Origin of the sequence: Streptomyces lacaronensis, assembly GCF_047337785.1 — a bacterium.
GTDB classification, from domain to species: domain Bacteria; phylum Actinomycetota; class Actinomycetes; order Streptomycetales; family Streptomycetaceae; genus Streptomyces; species Streptomyces lycopersici.
Map to the genome: position 1 here is coordinate 5,188,651 of NZ_JBLHDK010000003.1, position 17,317 is coordinate 5,205,967.

Annotated in this window: 17 protein-coding genes and 1 pseudogene; 8 read left to right on the forward strand and 10 right to left on the reverse strand. The window is 71.6% G+C overall.

The window, feature by feature from the left end:
• Positions 1-11 precede the first annotated feature (11 nt).
• Positions 12-377, forward strand: a complete 366-nt coding sequence (locus tag ACMTAK_RS22065; RefSeq protein ID WP_413807822.1) for a hypothetical protein — start codon at positions 12-14, stop codon at positions 375-377.
• 159 nt (positions 378-536) lie between these two features.
• Here the strand turns inward: ACMTAK_RS22065 and ACMTAK_RS22070 are convergent, their stop codons facing one another.
• A complete protein-coding gene (locus ACMTAK_RS22070; RefSeq protein WP_413807823.1) occupies positions 537-680 on the reverse strand; it encodes a holo-ACP synthase in 144 nt (47 codons plus the stop codon).
• Here ACMTAK_RS22070 and ACMTAK_RS22075 point away from each other — a divergent pair.
• Positions 622-870 (forward strand): annotated as a pseudogene (locus ACMTAK_RS22075) (NAD(P)H-hydrate dehydratase); the annotation flags it as partial. The gene ACMTAK_RS22070 and the pseudogene ACMTAK_RS22075 sit on opposite strands and share 59 nt — an antisense overlap.
• Positions 871-1,694: 824 nt before the next feature.
• Here the strand turns inward: ACMTAK_RS22075 and ACMTAK_RS22080 are convergent.
• From ACMTAK_RS22080 to ACMTAK_RS22090, 3 genes are all read right to left on the reverse strand, one after another.
• Positions 1,695-2,474 carry an NAD(P)-binding domain-containing protein gene (locus ACMTAK_RS22080; protein WP_413807824.1) on the reverse strand — a complete coding sequence of 260 codons (780 nt, stop codon included), beginning with the start codon at positions 2,472-2,474 and terminating at the stop codon, positions 1,695-1,697.
• An 85-nt stretch (positions 2,475-2,559) separates the two neighbouring features.
• Complete coding sequence (locus tag ACMTAK_RS22085; RefSeq protein ID WP_413807825.1) at positions 2,560-3,009, reverse strand: hypothetical protein; 450 nt, start codon at positions 3,007-3,009, stop codon at positions 2,560-2,562.
• 162 nt (positions 3,010-3,171) lie between these two features.
• The gene (locus ACMTAK_RS22090) at positions 3,172-4,221 is read right to left on the reverse strand and encodes an alpha/beta hydrolase (RefSeq protein ID WP_413807826.1); all 1,050 of its coding nucleotides are present in this window, start codon (positions 4,219-4,221) and stop codon (positions 3,172-3,174) included.
• A 131-nt stretch (positions 4,222-4,352) separates the two neighbouring features.
• Between ACMTAK_RS22090 and ACMTAK_RS22095 the strand changes: the two genes are divergently transcribed.
• Positions 4,353-5,006 (forward strand): TetR/AcrR family transcriptional regulator, encoded by a 654-nt coding sequence (locus ACMTAK_RS22095; RefSeq protein WP_413807827.1) that lies wholly within the window; start codon positions 4,353-4,355, stop codon positions 5,004-5,006.
• Positions 5,007-5,240: 234 nt separating this feature from the next.
• Here ACMTAK_RS22095 and ACMTAK_RS22100 read toward each other — a convergent pair whose 3' ends face one another.
• A complete protein-coding gene (locus tag ACMTAK_RS22100; RefSeq protein WP_413807828.1) occupies positions 5,241-5,609 on the reverse strand; it encodes a holo-ACP synthase in 369 nt (122 codons plus the stop codon).
• Positions 5,610-5,652: 43 nt separating this feature from the next.
• Positions 5,653-7,500: a glutamine--fructose-6-phosphate transaminase (isomerizing) gene (glmS, locus tag ACMTAK_RS22105; RefSeq protein WP_413807829.1), complete on the reverse strand. Its 1,848-nt coding sequence runs from the start codon at positions 7,498-7,500 to the stop codon at positions 5,653-5,655.
• 71 nt (positions 7,501-7,571) lie between these two features.
• Between glmS and ACMTAK_RS22110 the strand changes: the two genes are divergently transcribed.
• From ACMTAK_RS22110 to ACMTAK_RS22120, 3 genes are read left to right on the forward strand one after another with little or no spacing between them, the layout of a single operon-like run.
• A complete protein-coding gene (locus tag ACMTAK_RS22110; protein WP_413807830.1) occupies positions 7,572-8,003 on the forward strand; it encodes a hypothetical protein in 432 nt (143 codons plus the stop codon).
• Positions 8,004-8,013: 10 nt separating this feature from the next.
• Positions 8,014-9,024 (forward strand): type I pantothenate kinase, encoded by a 1,011-nt coding sequence (gene coaA, locus ACMTAK_RS22115; protein WP_413807831.1) that lies wholly within the window; start codon positions 8,014-8,016, stop codon positions 9,022-9,024.
• 13 nt (positions 9,025-9,037) lie between these two features.
• Entirely contained in the window at positions 9,038-9,976 is a 939-nt protein-coding gene (locus ACMTAK_RS22120; protein WP_413807832.1) for a DUF389 domain-containing protein, read from the forward strand.
• A 113-nt stretch (positions 9,977-10,089) separates the two neighbouring features.
• Here the strand turns inward: ACMTAK_RS22120 and glmM are convergent, their stop codons facing one another.
• The 3 genes from glmM to rplM all read right to left on the reverse strand — a co-directional run bounded on the left by glmM (position 10,090) and on the right by rplM (position 12,577).
• Positions 10,090-11,448 carry a phosphoglucosamine mutase gene (gene glmM, locus ACMTAK_RS22125; RefSeq protein WP_413807833.1) on the reverse strand — a complete coding sequence of 453 codons (1,359 nt, stop codon included), beginning with the start codon at positions 11,446-11,448 and terminating at the stop codon, positions 10,090-10,092.
• A 140-nt stretch (positions 11,449-11,588) separates the two neighbouring features.
• Complete coding sequence (gene rpsI, locus ACMTAK_RS22130; RefSeq protein ID WP_413807834.1) at positions 11,589-12,092, reverse strand: 30S ribosomal protein S9; 504 nt, start codon at positions 12,090-12,092, stop codon at positions 11,589-11,591.
• A 41-nt stretch (positions 12,093-12,133) separates the two neighbouring features.
• Positions 12,134-12,577 (reverse strand): 50S ribosomal protein L13, encoded by a 444-nt coding sequence (gene rplM / locus ACMTAK_RS22135; protein ID WP_020869230.1) that lies wholly within the window; start codon positions 12,575-12,577, stop codon positions 12,134-12,136.
• A 665-nt stretch (positions 12,578-13,242) separates the two neighbouring features.
• On the opposite strand from rplM, the gene ACMTAK_RS22140 reads away from it, so the two are divergent.
• Positions 13,243-14,109 (forward strand): hypothetical protein, encoded by an 867-nt coding sequence (locus tag ACMTAK_RS22140; protein ID WP_413807835.1) that lies wholly within the window; start codon positions 13,243-13,245, stop codon positions 14,107-14,109.
• A 36-nt stretch (positions 14,110-14,145) separates the two neighbouring features.
• Here ACMTAK_RS22140 and ACMTAK_RS22145 read toward each other — a convergent pair whose 3' ends face one another.
• Positions 14,146-14,937 carry a hypothetical protein gene (locus tag ACMTAK_RS22145; RefSeq protein ID WP_413807836.1) on the reverse strand — a complete coding sequence of 264 codons (792 nt, stop codon included), beginning with the start codon at positions 14,935-14,937 and terminating at the stop codon, positions 14,146-14,148.
• A gap of 241 nt (positions 14,938-15,178) precedes the next feature.
• On the opposite strand from ACMTAK_RS22145, the gene ACMTAK_RS22150 reads away from it, so the two are divergent.
• Positions 15,179-17,278 (forward strand): glycosyltransferase family 4 protein, encoded by a 2,100-nt coding sequence (locus tag ACMTAK_RS22150; protein WP_413807837.1) that lies wholly within the window; start codon positions 15,179-15,181, stop codon positions 17,276-17,278.
• Positions 17,279-17,317: the final 39 nt, after the last annotated feature.

Consider the following 17,317-nt stretch of genomic DNA (forward strand, 5'->3'; position numbering starts at 1 on the left):
AAGGGGCAGGGATGTCGCGGACCGAAGGTGCCCGGCTGTTCCGGGAGGCGTGGATCGCGGGGGTGCGGCGGCACTTTCCCGGGGAGCCCAAGCCGGGTTATGTGACCCCCTGGGAGGAGACTCCGCAGTGGGAGCGAGCGGCTGCCGGGGCGGTGTACGAGCAGGTGCGGCAGTTCCTTCAGGTGAGCGAGGGGCACGCGGGGCGACTGACGCGGGAGCAGAAGGGGCGCTTCGTCGCCACGTGCTGGACCGCGCAGATGTACCGGCACTTCGAGGACCCGAAGCCCGGGTACGTCGCCGACTGGCCGGATCTTCCCGGCTGGCAGCAGGAGACGGACGCGGACATCTTCGAGGCGATCGAGAAGGACGTCAGCTGACGCGCGTCCTCGCTTCGGCTCACCCTTGTCGTGCAGCCAGCCTGCGAAGCGCTTGCTCAGGTCCTGGCCGGGCAGGGCGGTGAACTGAGTCGGGTCACGGACGGGTGGTCGCCAATGATGCGGAGGGGCGGATCGCAGGCCCCGCCGCCCTCCCCGGCCTCACCCCTCCGCGATCACCACCGCCGACGCGACCCCCGCGTCATGGCTCAGTGAGACATACAGCCCCCGCCACCCAGCCGCTCCGCTGAAGGGGTCGACCACGCTGATCGCCGCCGAGCACCAGCCGGTACGCGTCAACCCCACCGGCGATGTGCTGTCCGGCCTGATCGGCTCCCTGCTCGCCACGGGCCTCCCCGCCCGCGACGCGGTCTCGGTGGGCGCCTATCTCCACGGCCTGGCCGCCCGCCGCACCACGGCCCCGCATGGCGCGCCCATCGCGGCGTACGACGTGTCAACGGCGCTGACGGACACCTGGCGGGACGTGCTGGCCTGAGGGTTCCGCTGGGTGCGCGGGGTGCGGGTGCGCCGGTCTGACGGGTGCGGGTGCGTGGGTGGTGCGCCCGCTGTTCGTGGTGGGTGCCGGGGGCGGGGCCTCCGGGGCGGCGCCCTGGACCGCATATTTACGGCGCCGACGGACGATGATCGTTGGGTTGGCCGGAGATAGGCGCCACAAATATGCGACAGCGTCCAGGACACCACCCCTCCGACCCCACCCCCTCCCGCCGTCTCGCGACTCCCCGCCAGTGGCACAGACCCCGGCCACATTCCCGGTCGCCCGGTGGCGGGCATTGGGCGGGGTGGTACGACCCCGGTCGCCCGGCGACGGGCTCTGGGGGGGTGGGTACACCCCCGTCCTCTCCCGCCTCGCGCTGCGGGTGGTCGAGAGCAGACCAGACGACTGCCTGTCCACGACGAGGGCGGCGACCGAGCGACGGATCGGGCCGGGCCGACCGGCGGGTAGCCGCAGACGGGGCGGGGGCGCAGGGGCCCCTGCGCCCCCGCGTCCGCCACTGGGCGGACCGGGCACCACGCCAGGGACCGAGGCCACCGGCGGGGAGCCGCTGGTTGGTGGGGTCGTAGAGGCCGGGCAGGGGTCCGGCGAGCATTTCCAGGACCAGGCCGTGGGCGGTGAGGTGGTCGGCGAGCGCGGTGAGTTCGGCAGCGTCGCGGCCGAGCCGCTTCATCTCGTGCACGGTGATGATGACCCGGCAGTGCGGGGTGAGCGCGTCGAGCTGGGAGTCGAGTTCCTGGCTCAGGTGCGAGCCACGGGCGTAGCCGATGCGAATGTCCGCGCCCGGGGCGTGCTCGATGACTTTCTTACCCCAGATCGGCGAGGAGGCCGTCCAGGGCCTTCTTGAGGGCTGCGGCGTTGGCCGGATCGAACCAGGTGGTGCGGATGCGCTCGTTGTTCCCTTGGGGTGTCTCGTGGTCGCTGGCGAGTTGGCGCAGAGGGCGGGTCTCGTCGCTCAGGGAGCGACCGACGTTCTGGAAGAGGCCGCGCACATACCGATCGGCGGCGTCGGGGGCGATGCCATGGCCGGTGGCCCACGAGGTGAGCGTGGCGAGGTAGGCGTAGTGGGCGGTGAGCGTCCCGGTCAGTGCGGAGAAGACGTTGAAGGCGCCCTCGTCCGCGACGGGGAGCGCTCCGCCCAGCTGCTCGAAGAGGGAGTCCACCACCGGGTGCGAGGGGCAGGTCACGGTGACGGAGCGGCGCTCGCGCACGGCGGGCAGCGGGATAGCGCGGACGATCGGGGCGCCGGTGCCGAGTGTTCGGCGCAGGTCGTCGGTGGCGACGCCGGCCATCAGGCTGACCACGGTCTTGTCGTCGTCCATCTTCAGCCCGGCGAGTGCCTCGTGATGGTCCTGGCGGCGCACGGCGATGATCACAACCTCGGAGCGGTCCAGCACCCCCTGGTTGTCGGCGCACACATGGACACCCTCGAAGCGCTCGGACAGTTCGGCGGCGGTGCGGGCCCCCCGGGGAGAGAGGAAGACGTCTGGGGACGCACCGCCCCCGTTGCGCAGGCCCTCGACGATGGCCCGGCCGATCTCGCCCACTCCGATGATGCCGATGCGCTGCACGGTGTCTTCCTCCATGGTGGGCGGTGGTCGTGACCTGTGCTGGTGCGGATCTGTGCGGTCGCCGTCGGCTCCTCACGTGCGGAGTCGAACGGAGCCGACGTCACGTCAGTCTCGGTCTTCTCCACAGCAATGTCACCGCGACGAAGCCCGCCAGGCAGGGGATCATCCCGGCCCAGCCCAGCTCCGGCGGCAGTCCGGTCGCGCCGGAGGTGTCCTTGGTCAGCAGCCCGGCCAGTCCGACGCTGGTGCCGAGCATGAACATCACGGTCGCGGCGGGGCGGGCCCACCGCTTGCCTGCCTTGACAGCCCAGGCCGTCGTGAGCCAGGCAAGGACGCCGAGCGCTCCGATGACGGATAACACGACCAGGTAGGTGGTGACGGCGGAGTCGACCCGCGCCTGGGGGTAGCTGGGATAGCCGGCCCGGATGTGGTCGGCCAGCAGATGGGTGGTGCCGCGGTCGACGTACGTGGCGATCGTCGCGAGGACAGTGAGCGCAAGGCCCGCGTACATCGCTCCGAGCGGCCCTCGTGCATGGGGTGGTTTCGTCATCAGGGTGCTTCTCTCTTCATTGGTCGATCAGGGCGATGCCGTGGTCGCTGTATAGGGCCCCTGGGCCCCGGTGTCGGGGACGGCGGCGTCGACGATGGCCTGGTTGGCCTTGAGGTCGTCGCCGTTGTTGCGAGGAGCGGTGGCGCGGAAGTCGCCGGGTTCTTAGCGCGTGGTGGCGCGGACGGCCCCGGTGACGCCCGAATCGAGGGCCTCCAGCGGAGTGGCCGCGGCCTCGTGCGGATCAGTGGGGCCGTAGGTCAGGGCCGCGCGGAGGAACGCGAGGATCTCCGCCCGGGCGGCCTCGGCCTGTGGTTCCACGCCGGGCATGGCGAGGAACGCGTGCTTTGCTCCCGGGTATTCGGAAAGCCGCACGGGGGTCCCTGCCTCGCGCAGCCGCTCGGCGTAGCGGCGACCGTGGTCGGCGACCGCGTCCTGGGTGGGCACCACCACGAGCGCCGGGGCGAGCCCGCCCAGGTTGTCCGCGTACAACGGCGAGAATGCGCTGGCGTCGGCTCCCGACGGGACGGCGAGCCGCTGGAAGAGCCGCAGTTGCGGCAGGGCCCGGGTCGGGCTGTATGCGTACTCGGCGATCGACGGGTAGTCGAACATCGTCTCGGTCACGTCGACTGCCGGGTTGACCAGCACCTGCGCCGTGAGCTCCAGGCCGGCTTCCCTGGCCCGGATGGCCGTCAGCGCGCTGATCAGCGCGCCGCAGCTCTCACCGAAGACGGCTGCACGCGCCGGGTCAACGCCCCACTGCGCGGCGTGCCGCACCACGTGCTGGAGCACGGCCCAGCCGTCGTCCGCGGCGTTCGCGAGCGGGCTGCCGGGGGCGAGGAGGCGGTGCTCGACCGAGATGACGAGGGCGGGCAGCTCCGCGACGAGGTGGCTGTTGGTCCAGTCGCACTGCACCGCCGTGCCCACGAAGCCGCCTCCGTGGACATGGACCACGAGTGGCAGGTCGGTTCGGGCAGCGGCTTCGTCGTCTCCCGTCGGGGCCGGCCGGTAGACCCGGACCGGTAGGTCGCGGCCGGGCAGCGCGATCTCCTGCCAGACGATCGAGGCGCCGGTGTCCGGCTCTCCGAGGATCGTCCGCGCCGCGCTGGAGGCCCGGAAGCGGTTCTCCGCCTCGCGGTAGGCGCGCAGTTCCTCGGTCGTGATCGCCGAGAAGTCCGGCTCCGGCGGCCGTGTCGCGGTAGCGGTCTCGCCCATGTGTCCTGCTCCCCTCCCGGCCGGATGCCGGGTGTGTCGTTGTGCCCGGACAGTGCGTTGCCCTCATTATGCACGCAGTGCGTGCATTGCCAAGTGCATAGGTTAGGCTGAGTCCGGACGAGAGGGGCGAGATGACTGGCCGAAGGCGATGGTCGACCGAGGAGATCCTGGACGCGGCGGCGGAACTGCTGCGCACGAACGACGCCGAGTCGTTCAGCGTGCGCAAACTCGCCGCAGCGCTCGGGACCGACTCCTCCAGCCTCTACCGGCACTTCCGGAACAAGACCGAACTGCTGCGCGCGGTTGCCGACCGGATCCTGCTGGCCGCCATGGACGGCTACCGCCCCGAGGGCAACTGGAAGCAGCGCATCACCGCCCTGGCCCTGCGCCTGCGCGAGGCCTTCGGCGAGCAACCCCAACTCGCCACGGTGTGGGGACGCTATGCGTCCGGCGGCACCGGATCCCGATTGGTCATGGAGGAGCTGCTGCAGGCCCTGCGCGCGTCCGGCCTGCCCGACGAGCAGGTCCCGGTGCGATACCACCGCATCGTGATACTCCTCGCCGCGCTGATCGCCTCCGAGGCCGGTATCAGCACCATCACCCCCAAGGAGTACGAACAGGGCATGGAGCAGTTCCGCGTCGCGGTGCTCGGCGCCGACCCCGAACGCTTCCCCGCCCTGGCCCACTTCGCCCGCGACATCCGCCCCCTCGGAGCAGACCGCCGCGCCGCATTCGGAGAAATCCTCGCCGCCCAACTCGCCCACATCGAGGCCCAGATCCCCTGACCTGCCGGATCACGCGATGCGGTCGGGTCGCACCGCTGCCGCGGGCCCGGTGCCGGAGGCCGGGTGTAGGAGTAGCGGCCGAGGAAGTTGATGTGGTCGTACCGGAGCGAGGAGAGCCGGGCGGTCGTTCGGACCGCCGACTGGGCAGTGGACACGCCGGGCGCGGCCTCTTGCTCAGCGGACAGGTACCCAACAGGCATGCCGAGGACCGCAGAGCTCGCCGACCAGGAACCCTCAACCCTCCGCGATCACGACCGCCGACGCGACCCCCGCGTCATGGCTCAGGGAGACGTGCAGGCCCCGCACCCCCAGCCGTTCCGCGCAGGTGGCGACCGTGCCGCGGATCGAGAGGCGGGGGCGGCCGCTCGGCTCGGTGAGGATTTCGGCGTCGGTCCAGCGCAGGCCGCCGGGGGCGCCCAGGGACTTGGCGAGGGCCTCCTTGGCCGCGAAGCGGGCGGCCAAGGAGGCCGTGCCGCGGCGCTCCCCGCTCGGCAGCCACAGCTCGCGCTCGACGAACAGGCGGTCCGCCATCCCGGGAGTGCGCCGCAGCACGTCGTCGAAGCGGTCGATCTCGGCCACGTCGATGCCGACGCCGATGATCACGGCGTCACGCGGCGAGTCCGACCACTCACCCGGCTCCGCCCACTCACTCGACCGTCACCGACTTCGCCAGGTTCCTCGGCTGGTCGACCTCGTTGCCGCGCGCCGTGGCCAGCTCGCACGCGAAGACCTGTAGCGGCACGGTCGCGACCAGGGGCTGGAGCAGGGTGGGGGTGGCGGGGATCTCGATGAGGTGGTCGGCGTACGGGGCCACCGTCTCGTCGCCGCGCTCGGCGATCACGATGGTGCGGGCGCCCCGGGCCCGGATCTCCTGGATATTGGAGACGATCTTGTCGTGGAGCACCGACCGCCCGCGTGGCGACGGCACGACCACCACGACCGGCACGTCCTGCTCGATCAGCGCGATCGGCCCGTGCTTGAGCTCACCCGCCGCGAAGCCCTCGGCGTGCATGTACGCGAGTTCCTTCAGCTTGAGCGCGCCCTCCAGGGCGACGGGGAAGCCGACGTGGCGGCCGAGGAAGAGGACCGTGTTCTTGGAGGCCAGGGTGCGGGCCAGCTCCCGGACCGGCTCCATGGTCTCCAGGACCTCGTCCACCTGGGTCGCGATCTCCGACAGTTCGCGGATCACGGAGAGGATCTCGTCGCCCCATTTGGTGCCGCGCACCTGGCCCAGGTAGAGAGCCACCAGGTAGCAGGCCACCAGCTGGGTGAGGAACGCCTTGGTGGAGGCGACGGCTACCTCGGGACCGGCGTGGGTGTAGAGCACCGCGTCCGACTCACGCGGAATCGTGGAGCCGTTCGTATTGCAGATGGCCAGCACCTTCGCGCCCTGCTCACGAGCGTGCCGCAGCGCCATCAGGGTGTCCATGGTCTCGCCGGACTGCGAGATGGCGATCACCAGCGTCCGCTGGTCCAGGATCGGGTCGCGGTAGCGGAACTCGCTGGCCAGCTCCGTCTCGCAGGGGATCCGGGTCCAGTGCTCGATGGCGTACTTGGCGATCATGCCCGCGTGGTACGCGGTGCCGCACGCCACGATCACGACCTTGCTGACCTCGCGCAGCACCGAGGCCGGGATGCGCACCTCGTCCAGGCAGAGGTTTCCGGCCAGGTCGATCCGGCCGAGCAGGGTGTCCGCGACGGCCTTCGGCTGCTCGGCGATCTCCTTGAGCATGAAGTAGTCGTAGCCGCCCTTCTCGGCGGCGGAGGCGTCCCAGTCCACGTGGTAGGGGCGGACCTCGGCCGGCGCCCCCTCGAAGTCGGTGACGGTCACACCGTCCCGGCGGGCCTCCACGACCTGGTCCTGGCCCAGCTCGATGGCCTCGCGGGTGTGGGCGATGAAGGCGGCGACATCGGAGGCGAGGAACGCCTCCTCCTCGCCGACGCCGACGACCAGCGGCGAGTTGCGGCGTGCCCCGACCACCACATCGGGCGCGTCCGCGTGCACCGCGACCAGCGTGAAGGCCCCCTCCAGCCGACGGCAGACCTGGCGCATCGCCTCGGCGAGGTCGCCGCAGGACGAGAACGACTCGGCGAGCAGATGCGCCACGACCTCGGTGTCGGTCTCGGAGACCAGCTCATGGCCGCGATCGGCCAGCTCGGCGCGGAGCGCGGCGAAGTTCTCGATGATGCCGTTGTGGACGACGGAGACCCGGCCCGCGTTGTCCAGGTGCGGATGGGCGTTGGCGTCGGTCGGGCCGCCGTGGGTGGCCCAGCGGGTGTGGCCGATGCCGGTGCCCCCGGTGGGCAGCGGGCGGTCGGCCAGCTCCTTCTCCAGGTTGCCCAGCTTGCCCGCCTTCTTGGCCGCCGCCAGCCCACCGTCGGCCAGCACGGCGACGCCCGCCGAGTCATAGCCGCGGTACTCCAGCCGCTTGAGCCCGGCGAAGACGACATCGAGGGCCGACCGCCCTCCCACATAACCAACGATTCCGCACATGGACGCAGCGTACGACCCGAGGTCGGCAGGCCGACCACCGGCCACGCGTAGGCCCCCACGTGCCGTGCATAATGCGCACGAGCGGCCGGGGGGGCCGCCCTTTCTATCTCACCCGGACCGATCCCAAGGGCCACTGGGCGGTCATCGACCGCGACAAGGCCAGGGCCCACTCCCTGCTGCGGGCCCCGCTGAACGACCCCGAACACGTCCTGCGCCAGGCATCGGCCATCCGCGATGTCTCGGACCGGGGCACGACCACGATCGACGGCCGTCCGGTGCACCTCTACGGCGGCACGCTCGACTACCGGACGCTCACCCTCGGCCTGGCGGACGGGCGCCGCAGGCAGCTCGACACGGCCCGGAAGGCGATGGGCGGCGGGCTCCAGGGCCACCCCGACCGACTCCGTCTCGGGCGTGCTCCCCGGATGACATCCCCCCGGATCCGGCCCGGGGTGACCGAACCCACGCCTCGACACCGCTCCCTCGGCCGGTCCCTGCCATGACAATGAGGGGGTGATCACGTCTACCGCGCGCGCGGCGCGCACCGTGCGCGGCCCGCAGCGGCGGAGCGGCGAAGCGACCCCGTACGTCGATCTGTCCCGCTCCGAGTGGAGCGCGCTGCGGGACAAGACGCCGCTGCCGCTGACCGCCGACGAGGTCGAGAAGCTGCGAGGGCTCGGCGATGTCATCGACCTCGATGAGGTGCGGGATGTCTATCTGCCGCTGTCCCGGCTGCTCAACCTCTATGTGGCCGCCACCGGCAATCTGCGCGGCGCGCTCAACACCTTCCTGGGCGACACCAAGCGGGGCAACGGGGCCCAGCCCGGTACGCCGTTCGTGATCGGCGTGGCGGGGAGCGTCGCGGTCGGCAAGTCGACCACCGCGCGACTGCTCCAGGCGCTGCTGGCCCGCTGGCCCGAGCATCCGCGGGTGGAGCTGATCACCACGGACGGCTTTCTGTACCCCAACGCCGAGCTGCGCCGCCGTGGGCTGATGTCCCGCAAGGGGTTCCCGGAGAGCTACGACCGCAGGGCGCTGACCCGCTTCGTCGCCGATGTGAAGGCGGGCCGGGCGGAGGTATCGGCGCCGGTCTACTCCCACCTGATCTACGACATCGTGCCGGACGAGCGGCTGACCGTGCACCGCCCCGACATCCTCATCGTCGAGGGCCTCAATGTGCTGCAACCCGCGCTGCCGGGGAAGGACGGGCTGACCCGGGTCGGGCTCGCGGACTTCTTCGACTTCAGCGTGTACGTGGACGCCCGGACCGAGGACATCGAGCGCTGGTACCTGGGCCGCTTCAAGAAGCTGCGGGAGACGGCCTTCCAGGACCCGTCCTCGTACTTCCGCAAGTACACCCAGGTCTCGGAGGAAGAGGCGCTGGACTACGGGCGGATGATCTGGCGGACCATCAACCAGCCCAATCTGAAGCAGAATGTGCAGCCTACGCGGGGGCGGGCGACCCTTGTGCTGCGGAAGGGGCCGGATCACAAGGTGCAGCGGCTGTCCCTGCGCAAGCTGTGAGGAGCGTCGGGCCATGCTGCACTTGAGGTTGATCGTCCCCGCCGACCGCACCGAGGACGTGGTGCGCACGATCGGGAAGACGGTCGGCGCCACCCATCTGGTGGTGCTGCCGGGCGCCGCCCGCGACCCCGCGGGGGACGTCGTCATGTGCGACGTGGCGCGCGAGGCCGGGGACGCCCTGCTGGGCGACCTGCGTGAGCTGGGTCTTGACGAGGCCGGTTCGATCGCGGTGGAGAACATCGACCTGTCGCTGTCCAAGCGCGCCGACAGGGCGGAGGAGGAGGCGCCCGGCGAGGGCGCGGACGCGGTCCTGTGGGAGCACCTGGTGGACGCCACCCACGAGGAGTCCACGCTCTCGGTCACCTATCTCGCCTTCCTCGTCATCGCGACGATGATCGCGGCATGCGGTGTGGTGCTGGACAACGCGATCCTGATCGTCGGTGCGATGGCGGTCGGCCCCGAGTTCGGCCCGCTGGCGGGGCTGTGCACCGCGCTGGTGCGGCGCGCGCCGCGGCTGGCCGCCCGCTCGGCGGTCGCGCTGCTGGTCGGATTCGCGGCGGCGATGGCGCTGACCACCGGCTTCAGCATCGCGATGGACGCGGTGGATCTCTTCGGCAAGGACATGCTGGAGCGTGCCCGGCCGAACACGGACTTCATCTGGAAGCCGGATATGTTCTCATTCGTGGTCGCCGTGCTCGCGGGGATCGCCGGGACGCTCTCGCTGACCTCGGCGAAGTCCGGCGCGCTGGTGGGCGTGGCGATCTCGGTGACCACGGTGCCGGCGGCGGCCAACGCGGCGGTGGCACTCGGGTACGGGGATATCGACCAGATGTGGGGCTCGACGAAGCAGCTGCTGCTGAACCTGGTGGGGATCGTGGTGGCGGGGACGCTGACGCTGATGACGCAGAAGGCGTTGTGGGGGCGGCGGGCAGGATCCCCTCCCCCGGGGTAGGGTCCCTACCCCACCCCGCTCCTCAAGCGCCGGAGGGGCTGGAAAATCCAGCCCCTCCGGCGCGAGGAAACGAACGGGACGGCCTCCGTGTCCCGGCAGCGAGCGCGCGGCGCTCAGCCCAGGGCCGACTTGACCGCATCCGCCAGGCGGCCGGCGACCGAGCGGGCCTGCTCGATGTCGGCGGCCTCGACCATGACCCGCACCAGCGGCTCCGTGCCCGAGGGGCGGAGCAGCACCCGGCCGGTCTCGCCCAGCTCGCGCTCGGCCTCGGCGACGGCCGCGGCCAGGTCCGCGCTGGAGGCGACGCGGGACCTGTCCACGTCGGGGACGTTGACCAGCACCTGTGGCAGCCGCTCCATGACGCCCGCGAGGTCGGCCAGGGTGCGGCCGGTCGCGGCGACGCGGGCCGCCAGCAGCAGGCCGGTGAGGGTGCCGTCACCCGTCGTGGCGTGGTCGAGGACGATCACGTGCCCGGACTGCTCGCCGCCCAGGGCGTAGCCGTGGGACTTCATCTCCTCCAGCACATAGCGGTCCCCGACCGCCGTCTGGACCAGCTCGACGCCCTCCCGCCGCATGGCCAGCTTGAAGCCGAGGTTGGACATCACGGTGCCGACCACCGTGTCCCCGCGCAGGTCACCCGCCTCGCGCATGGCCAGGGCCAGGACGGCGAGGATCTGGTCGCCGTCGACCTCGCGGCCCGTCGCGTCCACCGCGAGACAGCGGTCGGCGTCCCCGTCATGGGCGATGCCGAGGTCGGCCCGGTGCTCCACGACGGCCGCCTGGAGGCGGGCGAGGTGGGTGGAGCCGTAGCCGTCGTTGATGTTGAGCCCGTCCGGGTCGGTGCCGATCGTCACGACCTCGGCCCCGGCCCGCGCGAACGCCTCCGGGGAGACCCGGGCGGCGGCGCCGTGCGCCCCGTCGATGACGACCTTGAGGCCGTCGAGCCGGTTGGGGAGGACGGCGACCAGATGGGCCACATAGGCGTCGAAGCCCTCGTCGTAGTCCCGGACCCGGCCCACCCCGGAGCCCGTCGGCCGGTCCCACGGCTCACCGGAGGCGTGGGCGCGGTAGGTGGTCTCGATGCGGTCCTCCAGCTCGTCGGCCAGCTTGTGACCGCCGCGGGCGAAGAACTTGACGCCGTTGTCGGGCATCGGGTTGTGGCTCGCGGAGAGCATCACCCCGAGGTCCGCGTCCAGCGCCCCGGTCAGATGCGCGACGGCCGGTGTGGGCAGCACGCCGACCCGCAGTACGTCCACCCCGGCACTGGCCAGCCCCGCCACCACGGCCGCCTCCAGGAACTCCCCGGACGCTCGCGGATCCCGCCCGACCACCGCCACCGGCCGATGGCCCTCGAAGGTTCCCGCCTCGGCGAGCACATGCGCCGCCGCTACCGACAGGCCGAGCGCCATCTCAGCCGTCAGATCGGCGTTCGCGACGCCGCGCACACCATCCGTACCGAAGAGTCGTCCCACTGGTGTCCTCCGAAGTTACGAGCTGGGGGGCTGAAGCTTGCTTGTAGGTATACGCCCCCCGGTGGCGATAGCCGAACGCCCCGGAGGCACAGGTGGTGCCGCCGGGGCGTTCGGGTGAAGCAGCGGTGCCGCGATGGGCGTCAGCGCTTGCTGTACTGCGGCGCCTTGCGGGCCTTCTTCAGACCGGCCTTCTTACGCTCGGTGGCACGGGGGTCACGGGTCAGGAAGCCGGCCTTCTTGAGGGGGGCGCGGTTGTTGTCCACGTCCGCCTCGTTCAGCGCCCGGGCGATGCCCAGACGCAGCGCACCGGCCTGGCCGGAGACGCCGCCACCCGCGATGCGGGCGATGACGTCGTAGCGGTCGTCCAGCTCGAGCACCTTGAAGGGCTCGTTGACTTCCTGCTGGTGAACCTTGTTGGGGAAGTACTCCTCAAGAGTACGTCCATTGATCTTCCACTGCCCGCTGCCCGGCACGATGCGGACACGCGCCACGGCGTTCTTGCGGCGGCCGGTGCCGGCGGCGGGCTGCGGGTCACCGAAGCGGGAAGCGAGCGACTCGGAGGTGTACTCCGACTCGACCGTCTCAACGCTCTCGGTGGTGTACTCCTCGACATCGAGGGGGGTCTCGGCGGTGGTCTCGGCCACGATGCTCCTCAGATTCTCTTCGTCGTAAGGGGTGGCCGGGACTACTGCGCGACCTGGGTGATCTCGAACGGAACCGGCTGCTGAGCGGCGTGCGGGTGCTGGTCGCCCGAGTACACCTTCAGCTTCGAGAGCATCTGACGGCCCAGGGTGTTCTTGGGGAGCATGCCCTTGATGGCCTTCTCGACGGCCTTCTCCGGGTTCTTCTCCAGCAGCTCGTCATAGCGGATGGAGCGCAGACCACCCGGGTAGCCGGAGTGGCGGTACGCCATCTTCTGGGTCCGCTTGTTGCCGGAGAGGTGCACCTTGTCGGCGTTGATGATGATGACGAAGTCACCAGCGTCGACATGCGGCGCGTACACCGGCTTGTGCTTGCCCCGCAAAAGGGTGGCGGCCTGGGTGGCCAGACGGCCCAGAACCACGTCGGTGGCGTCGATGACATGCCACTGACGCTGAACGTCGCCGGGCTTGGGGCTGTACGTACGCACGGTCGTAGCCTTCGCTTCTTCAGTGAGTGGAGTCTCCCCGGACCCGCGAGGGCCGGGAGGACAGGTCCGGACAAGGCCACCCGGACGATCACGACAGCCGTGGCCGCACCTCGGTGACGCATGCCGAGTGCTTGCCGCTGGTCATCGGCCCGGTGGACCGGCGTAACGGCCTCTCACGTGAGAACGAGCAAGCCAATACGCATAACGAACTGGCAGAATACCGGCCCGCCCCCACCCGGGTCAAAACGCCCCCACGCCTCCCCACGCCCGCCTGCGGCCCGCCGTCCGAGACCGGGGCCCCGGCCGAGCCCGGACGCCTCACGCGGGCCTCGGCCACTGGCCGGAGGTGCCTGCCCGCAGGGGCGGCCGGGGCCCTCGCGCCGATCGTGGCATCAGCACCTCGTGCGCGAGGCGGGAAGGGTTCGGGGCACCCGCCCACGCCGGTCAAAACGCACCCGCGTCGCCGCGCACCCGCCCGCGCACCGCGTCGGGGCCCGGGGCCCGGCCGTGTCACACGCGGCCCGGCTGCCGCCGGGAGGGCTTCGCCGGGTGCCCGCGCGCGGCCCGAGTCGGGCGGGGGCAGCGGCCGAGTGGGCGTGGGGCGGAAGGAAGAGGGACCCGCCGGCGGGTCCATCCCGTCACTCGGCCGGTCTAAGATGCGCGCCATGAGCTTTGGGCAAGGGGGGCCTTACGGGCCCGGGGGTTCTCAGCCGCCTCAGCCGTCGACGCCGGACTGGGCGGCGCTCGCCGATCAGTCCGCCGCGCGCAACCGCCGCCGCAAGCTGCTCTTCATCGGGGGCGGGGCGCTGGCGACGGCCGCCGTCGCCGCGATCGTCGCCACCGCCGTGGTCAGCAGCGGTCACAAGGACAAGGGGGGCGGCGATTCGGCCGGTGGGCTGCCCACCCCGCAGGACCTGCCCAGCGAGTCGGCGACGCCCGAGCCGTCCTTCTCCAATGTGGCGCCGCCCGCGCCGCCGAAGCCGCTGGACATCATCTCCAGCGCCCGGCGGGACAAGGCACCGCTGAGCGCGGGCAGCCTCTTCCCCGACAAGAGCGCCGCCAAGGACGACCGGTCGTACACCAAGGCGGCGTCGGCCTCCACCACCAGCTGCTCGGCCGCGACCCAGGGGGCCCTCGGCTCGGTCCTGGTGAACAACGGCTGCCGCAAGCTGCTGCGGGCCACCTTCACCCGGGACGGTGTCGCGGTGACGGTCGGCGTCGCCGTCTTCGACGGCAAGGCGGCGGCCGAGAAGGCCAAGGACCGGTACCAGCCGAACATCGCCTCGCTCTCGGGCGGGGGCGTCCCGACCTTCTGCCGCCGGACGGCCTGCCAGAGCTCGGCCAACGCGATCGGGCGGTACGCCTACTTCACGATCTCCGGCTATACGTCGGGCAAGGCGGTCACGTCGTCGGACACCGCCACCCTCCAGGCCGGCCGCGATGTGGCCGACTACACCTTCCGCCGGATCCTGGCCCGGGGCAGTGCCCAGGCGTCGGCGGAGGCCGCCTCGGCCGCCTCCGCCACCAACTGAGACCGGGCCGCAGGCGGAGGCCCCGGGCCGCCGGGCTCAGGACGCGGCGCCCTTCGTGGCCTTCTCCACCTTCGCCACCTGGGCGTCCACCAGCGCGGGCGGGATCTCGGACTTCGCGGGGTCCGCGATGTTCACCCCGAAGAACACCGTCACCTGCGGCCCGGTCCGCACCACCGTGAACTTGATGACGGCCTTCGCCTCGCTCGCGTCATGCAGGCTGAAGGACAGCGCCTCGTCCCCGGCCTTCGGCGCGTCCAGCGGTGTCACCTTCTTGACATCCGCCTTGTCGCCCGAGCCGTCCTCGGCGGGGAAGCCGCCCTGGCAGGCGGTGACGGCCTCGCGCAGGTCCTTCACCGTGCGCTCGGCGTCGCCCGGTCCGTAGGAGGAGATCCGGATCAGACCGGTACCGCCGACCTTCGCCTTGGTGAGGTCGGTGGCGTAGGCGCGGTGGACGCTGGCCTTGGGGGCCGGGTCGTACTGGCTCCCCATCAGCGCGGCCATCGGCTGGCACGCGGCCTTGCCGGTCTTGGCCGAGCCGCCCTCACTGACCTCCTTGTCGGTCATCTTCTGCACCTCGAGCCCCTTGACCTCGCCGTTGGTCAGGGCGGCCCGCTCCAGGGCGGAAGCGGAGAGGGGCTTGGCGGCCGGGTCGGAGCTCGCGGCCTCGTCGCCCTGCTTGGCGCCGTCGCCCTGCTCGGCGCTGCCCGCCTGCTTGGCGCCGTCCGCCTTGCCGTCGCCGGAGTCGCTGCCGCATCCGGTCATCAGCCCGAGCGCCGCCACCACCGCGATGGCCGCACCCACGGTCCGCTTCGCACCGGAGTCGTTCATTTCTCTGTCCACCCCTGGTCGGTATCGATCCCGTACGGCCTCCGCACGGACACCCCGCAGACTCCCAGAACCCGGGGAAGGTTGTGGTGCCTTTTCCGAATGTGGTGGATCCCATATCACCACACGCATAAGCAACCTTCGCGGCCCCAGCCAGTCTTACCGACCGACTCGGTCCTTACTGGCTTCGCCTCGGAGGGGAGGGCGTGTCGCGGCGGTTCTGCCCCGCCGCGCGTACATCACCATGAAGATTTCTTTCCTGCTCCACAACGCCTATGGCATCGGCGGAACCATCCGGTCGACCTTCAATGTGGCCGGGGCGCTCGCCGCCCACCACACCGTGGAGATCGTCTCCCTGATCCGCACCATCGACACCACGAACCTCCCCCTCCACCCCGCCGTACGGCTCAGACCCCTGATCGACCTGCGCCCCCAGGAAGACCCGCCCCGCGCCGGGCGCCGCGCCGCCGACCTCGGCCATCCGCTGCTGACCCGGCCCAGCGCCCACATCCCCGCCGCCGAGGCCAGGGGCACGACCAACTTCAACGCCCTCACCGACGAACGCGTCGCCGAGTACCTCGACCGCACCGACGCCGATGTCGTGATCGCCACCCGCCCCGGCCTGGTCATCTATCTCGCCGCGCTCGGCCGCGCCGGCCGCTTTCTGCGGATCGGCCAAGAGCACCGCCTCTACGGCACCCACCGCGCCGAGATCCGCGCCGCCTGCGACGCCGCCATACCCCACCTCGACGCGTACACCTCCGTCTCCGAGGCCGACGCGGCCACCCACCGGGCCCACCTCCCCGGCGTCACCACCCGGCTGACCGCCCTGCCCAACGGGGTGCCCGCCACCGGGATCGAGCCCTCCGACGGCCGCGCCAAACTCGTCGTGGCCGCGGGCCGGCTGATCCCCGTCAAGCGCTACGACCTGCTGGTGGCCGCCTGGGAGACGGTGGCCGCCAAACACCCCGACTGGCGGTTGCGCGTCTACGGGCGCGGCCCCCAGCTCCCCGCGCTGCGCCGCCAGATCGACGAGCTCGGGCTGGCCGGTCACATCACCCTGATGGGCGCCCACTCCCCCATCGAGACCGAGTGGGCCAAGGGCGCGATCGCCGCCGTCACCTCCCGCGAGGAGTCGTTCGGCATGACGATCGTCGAGGCGATGCACTGCGGGGTGCCCGTGGTCGCCACCGACTGCCCGCACGGTCCGGGCGAGATCATCACCGACGGCCGGGACGGACTGCTGGTGCCGGTGGGCGACGCGGACGGGATCGCCAAGGGGCTGCTGACCCTGATCGAGGACGACGAACTGCGCCGCTCGATGGGCGCGGCGGCCCGGATCTCGGCGGAGCGCTACGCCCCCGAGCGCGTGGCGGCCGGCTACGAGCGGCTCATCGAGGAGCTCCGCACCGCCCGCTCCACCACGGCCCCGGCCCACCGGCGCCGTACGGCCACGCCGTTATGGGGCCGGCCGGCCGGAGCGCCGCTGACCGGCACCCTCAAGGACACGGTCAAGCACCTGATCCGCAAGCCCCTGCGGCCTATCGCGTCCTGCCGGGTCACCGCCGAGGGCGATCTGTCGGTGCTGCTGGAGCCCGCCGGTGTGCACGGCGGCGAGCTCGAACTGACCGTCACCCGCCGCAAGAGCGACGAGCCTCCCTTCCGCGTACCGCTGCTGCCCCCGGTCGGCGCCGCGCCGTCCGCGCCCTGGACGGCCACGCTCGACCGCGCGACGCTCGACCTCGGCGAGGGCCGCTGGGACCTGCATGTGGTCCGCCCCTCCGACGGCGTCCGACGCCGGGTCGGCTGCCGCTTCGCCGAGGGGCGGGGGCTGCTGGGCCTGGAGCCGCTGCCCGGCTCCCCGTTCACCTGGTGGATCCCCTACTCCACCGTGGACGGCTATCTCGCGCTGCGCGCCTGGCGGCGCCCGGCCCACGCCGAGGCCCGGGTGATCCGCCTGGACGCCGAGGGGATCGCCGTCGAAGGCACCCTGCACGGGGCGCGCTTCGGGCCCGACGCCACCCCGGCCGCGGTGGCCACCCCGTCCAAGGGCCCGGCCCGTCCGTTCCTCACCGGGGTCACGGCGCTCGACGGCGGCCGGTTCCGCTTCACCGTCCCGTACGAGCGGATCCGGGAGGCCCATGACGGCGAAGAGGGCACCGCGGGCTGGACCCTGACGCTCCATAAGTCCGCCCGGGGCGGGACTCCGATCCGGATCGGACGCATCGTCGGCGACATCGTGGACCGCGATAAAACGGACCTCTTCCCGATCACTCACGGTGTTCGCCCCCACCTCACCCGCACCGGTGACCTCGCCATCATCTCCGTCACCACAGGGAATTGAGGGAATCGGTCCAAAGGTGCCGTGTTTGCCGCCGGTATC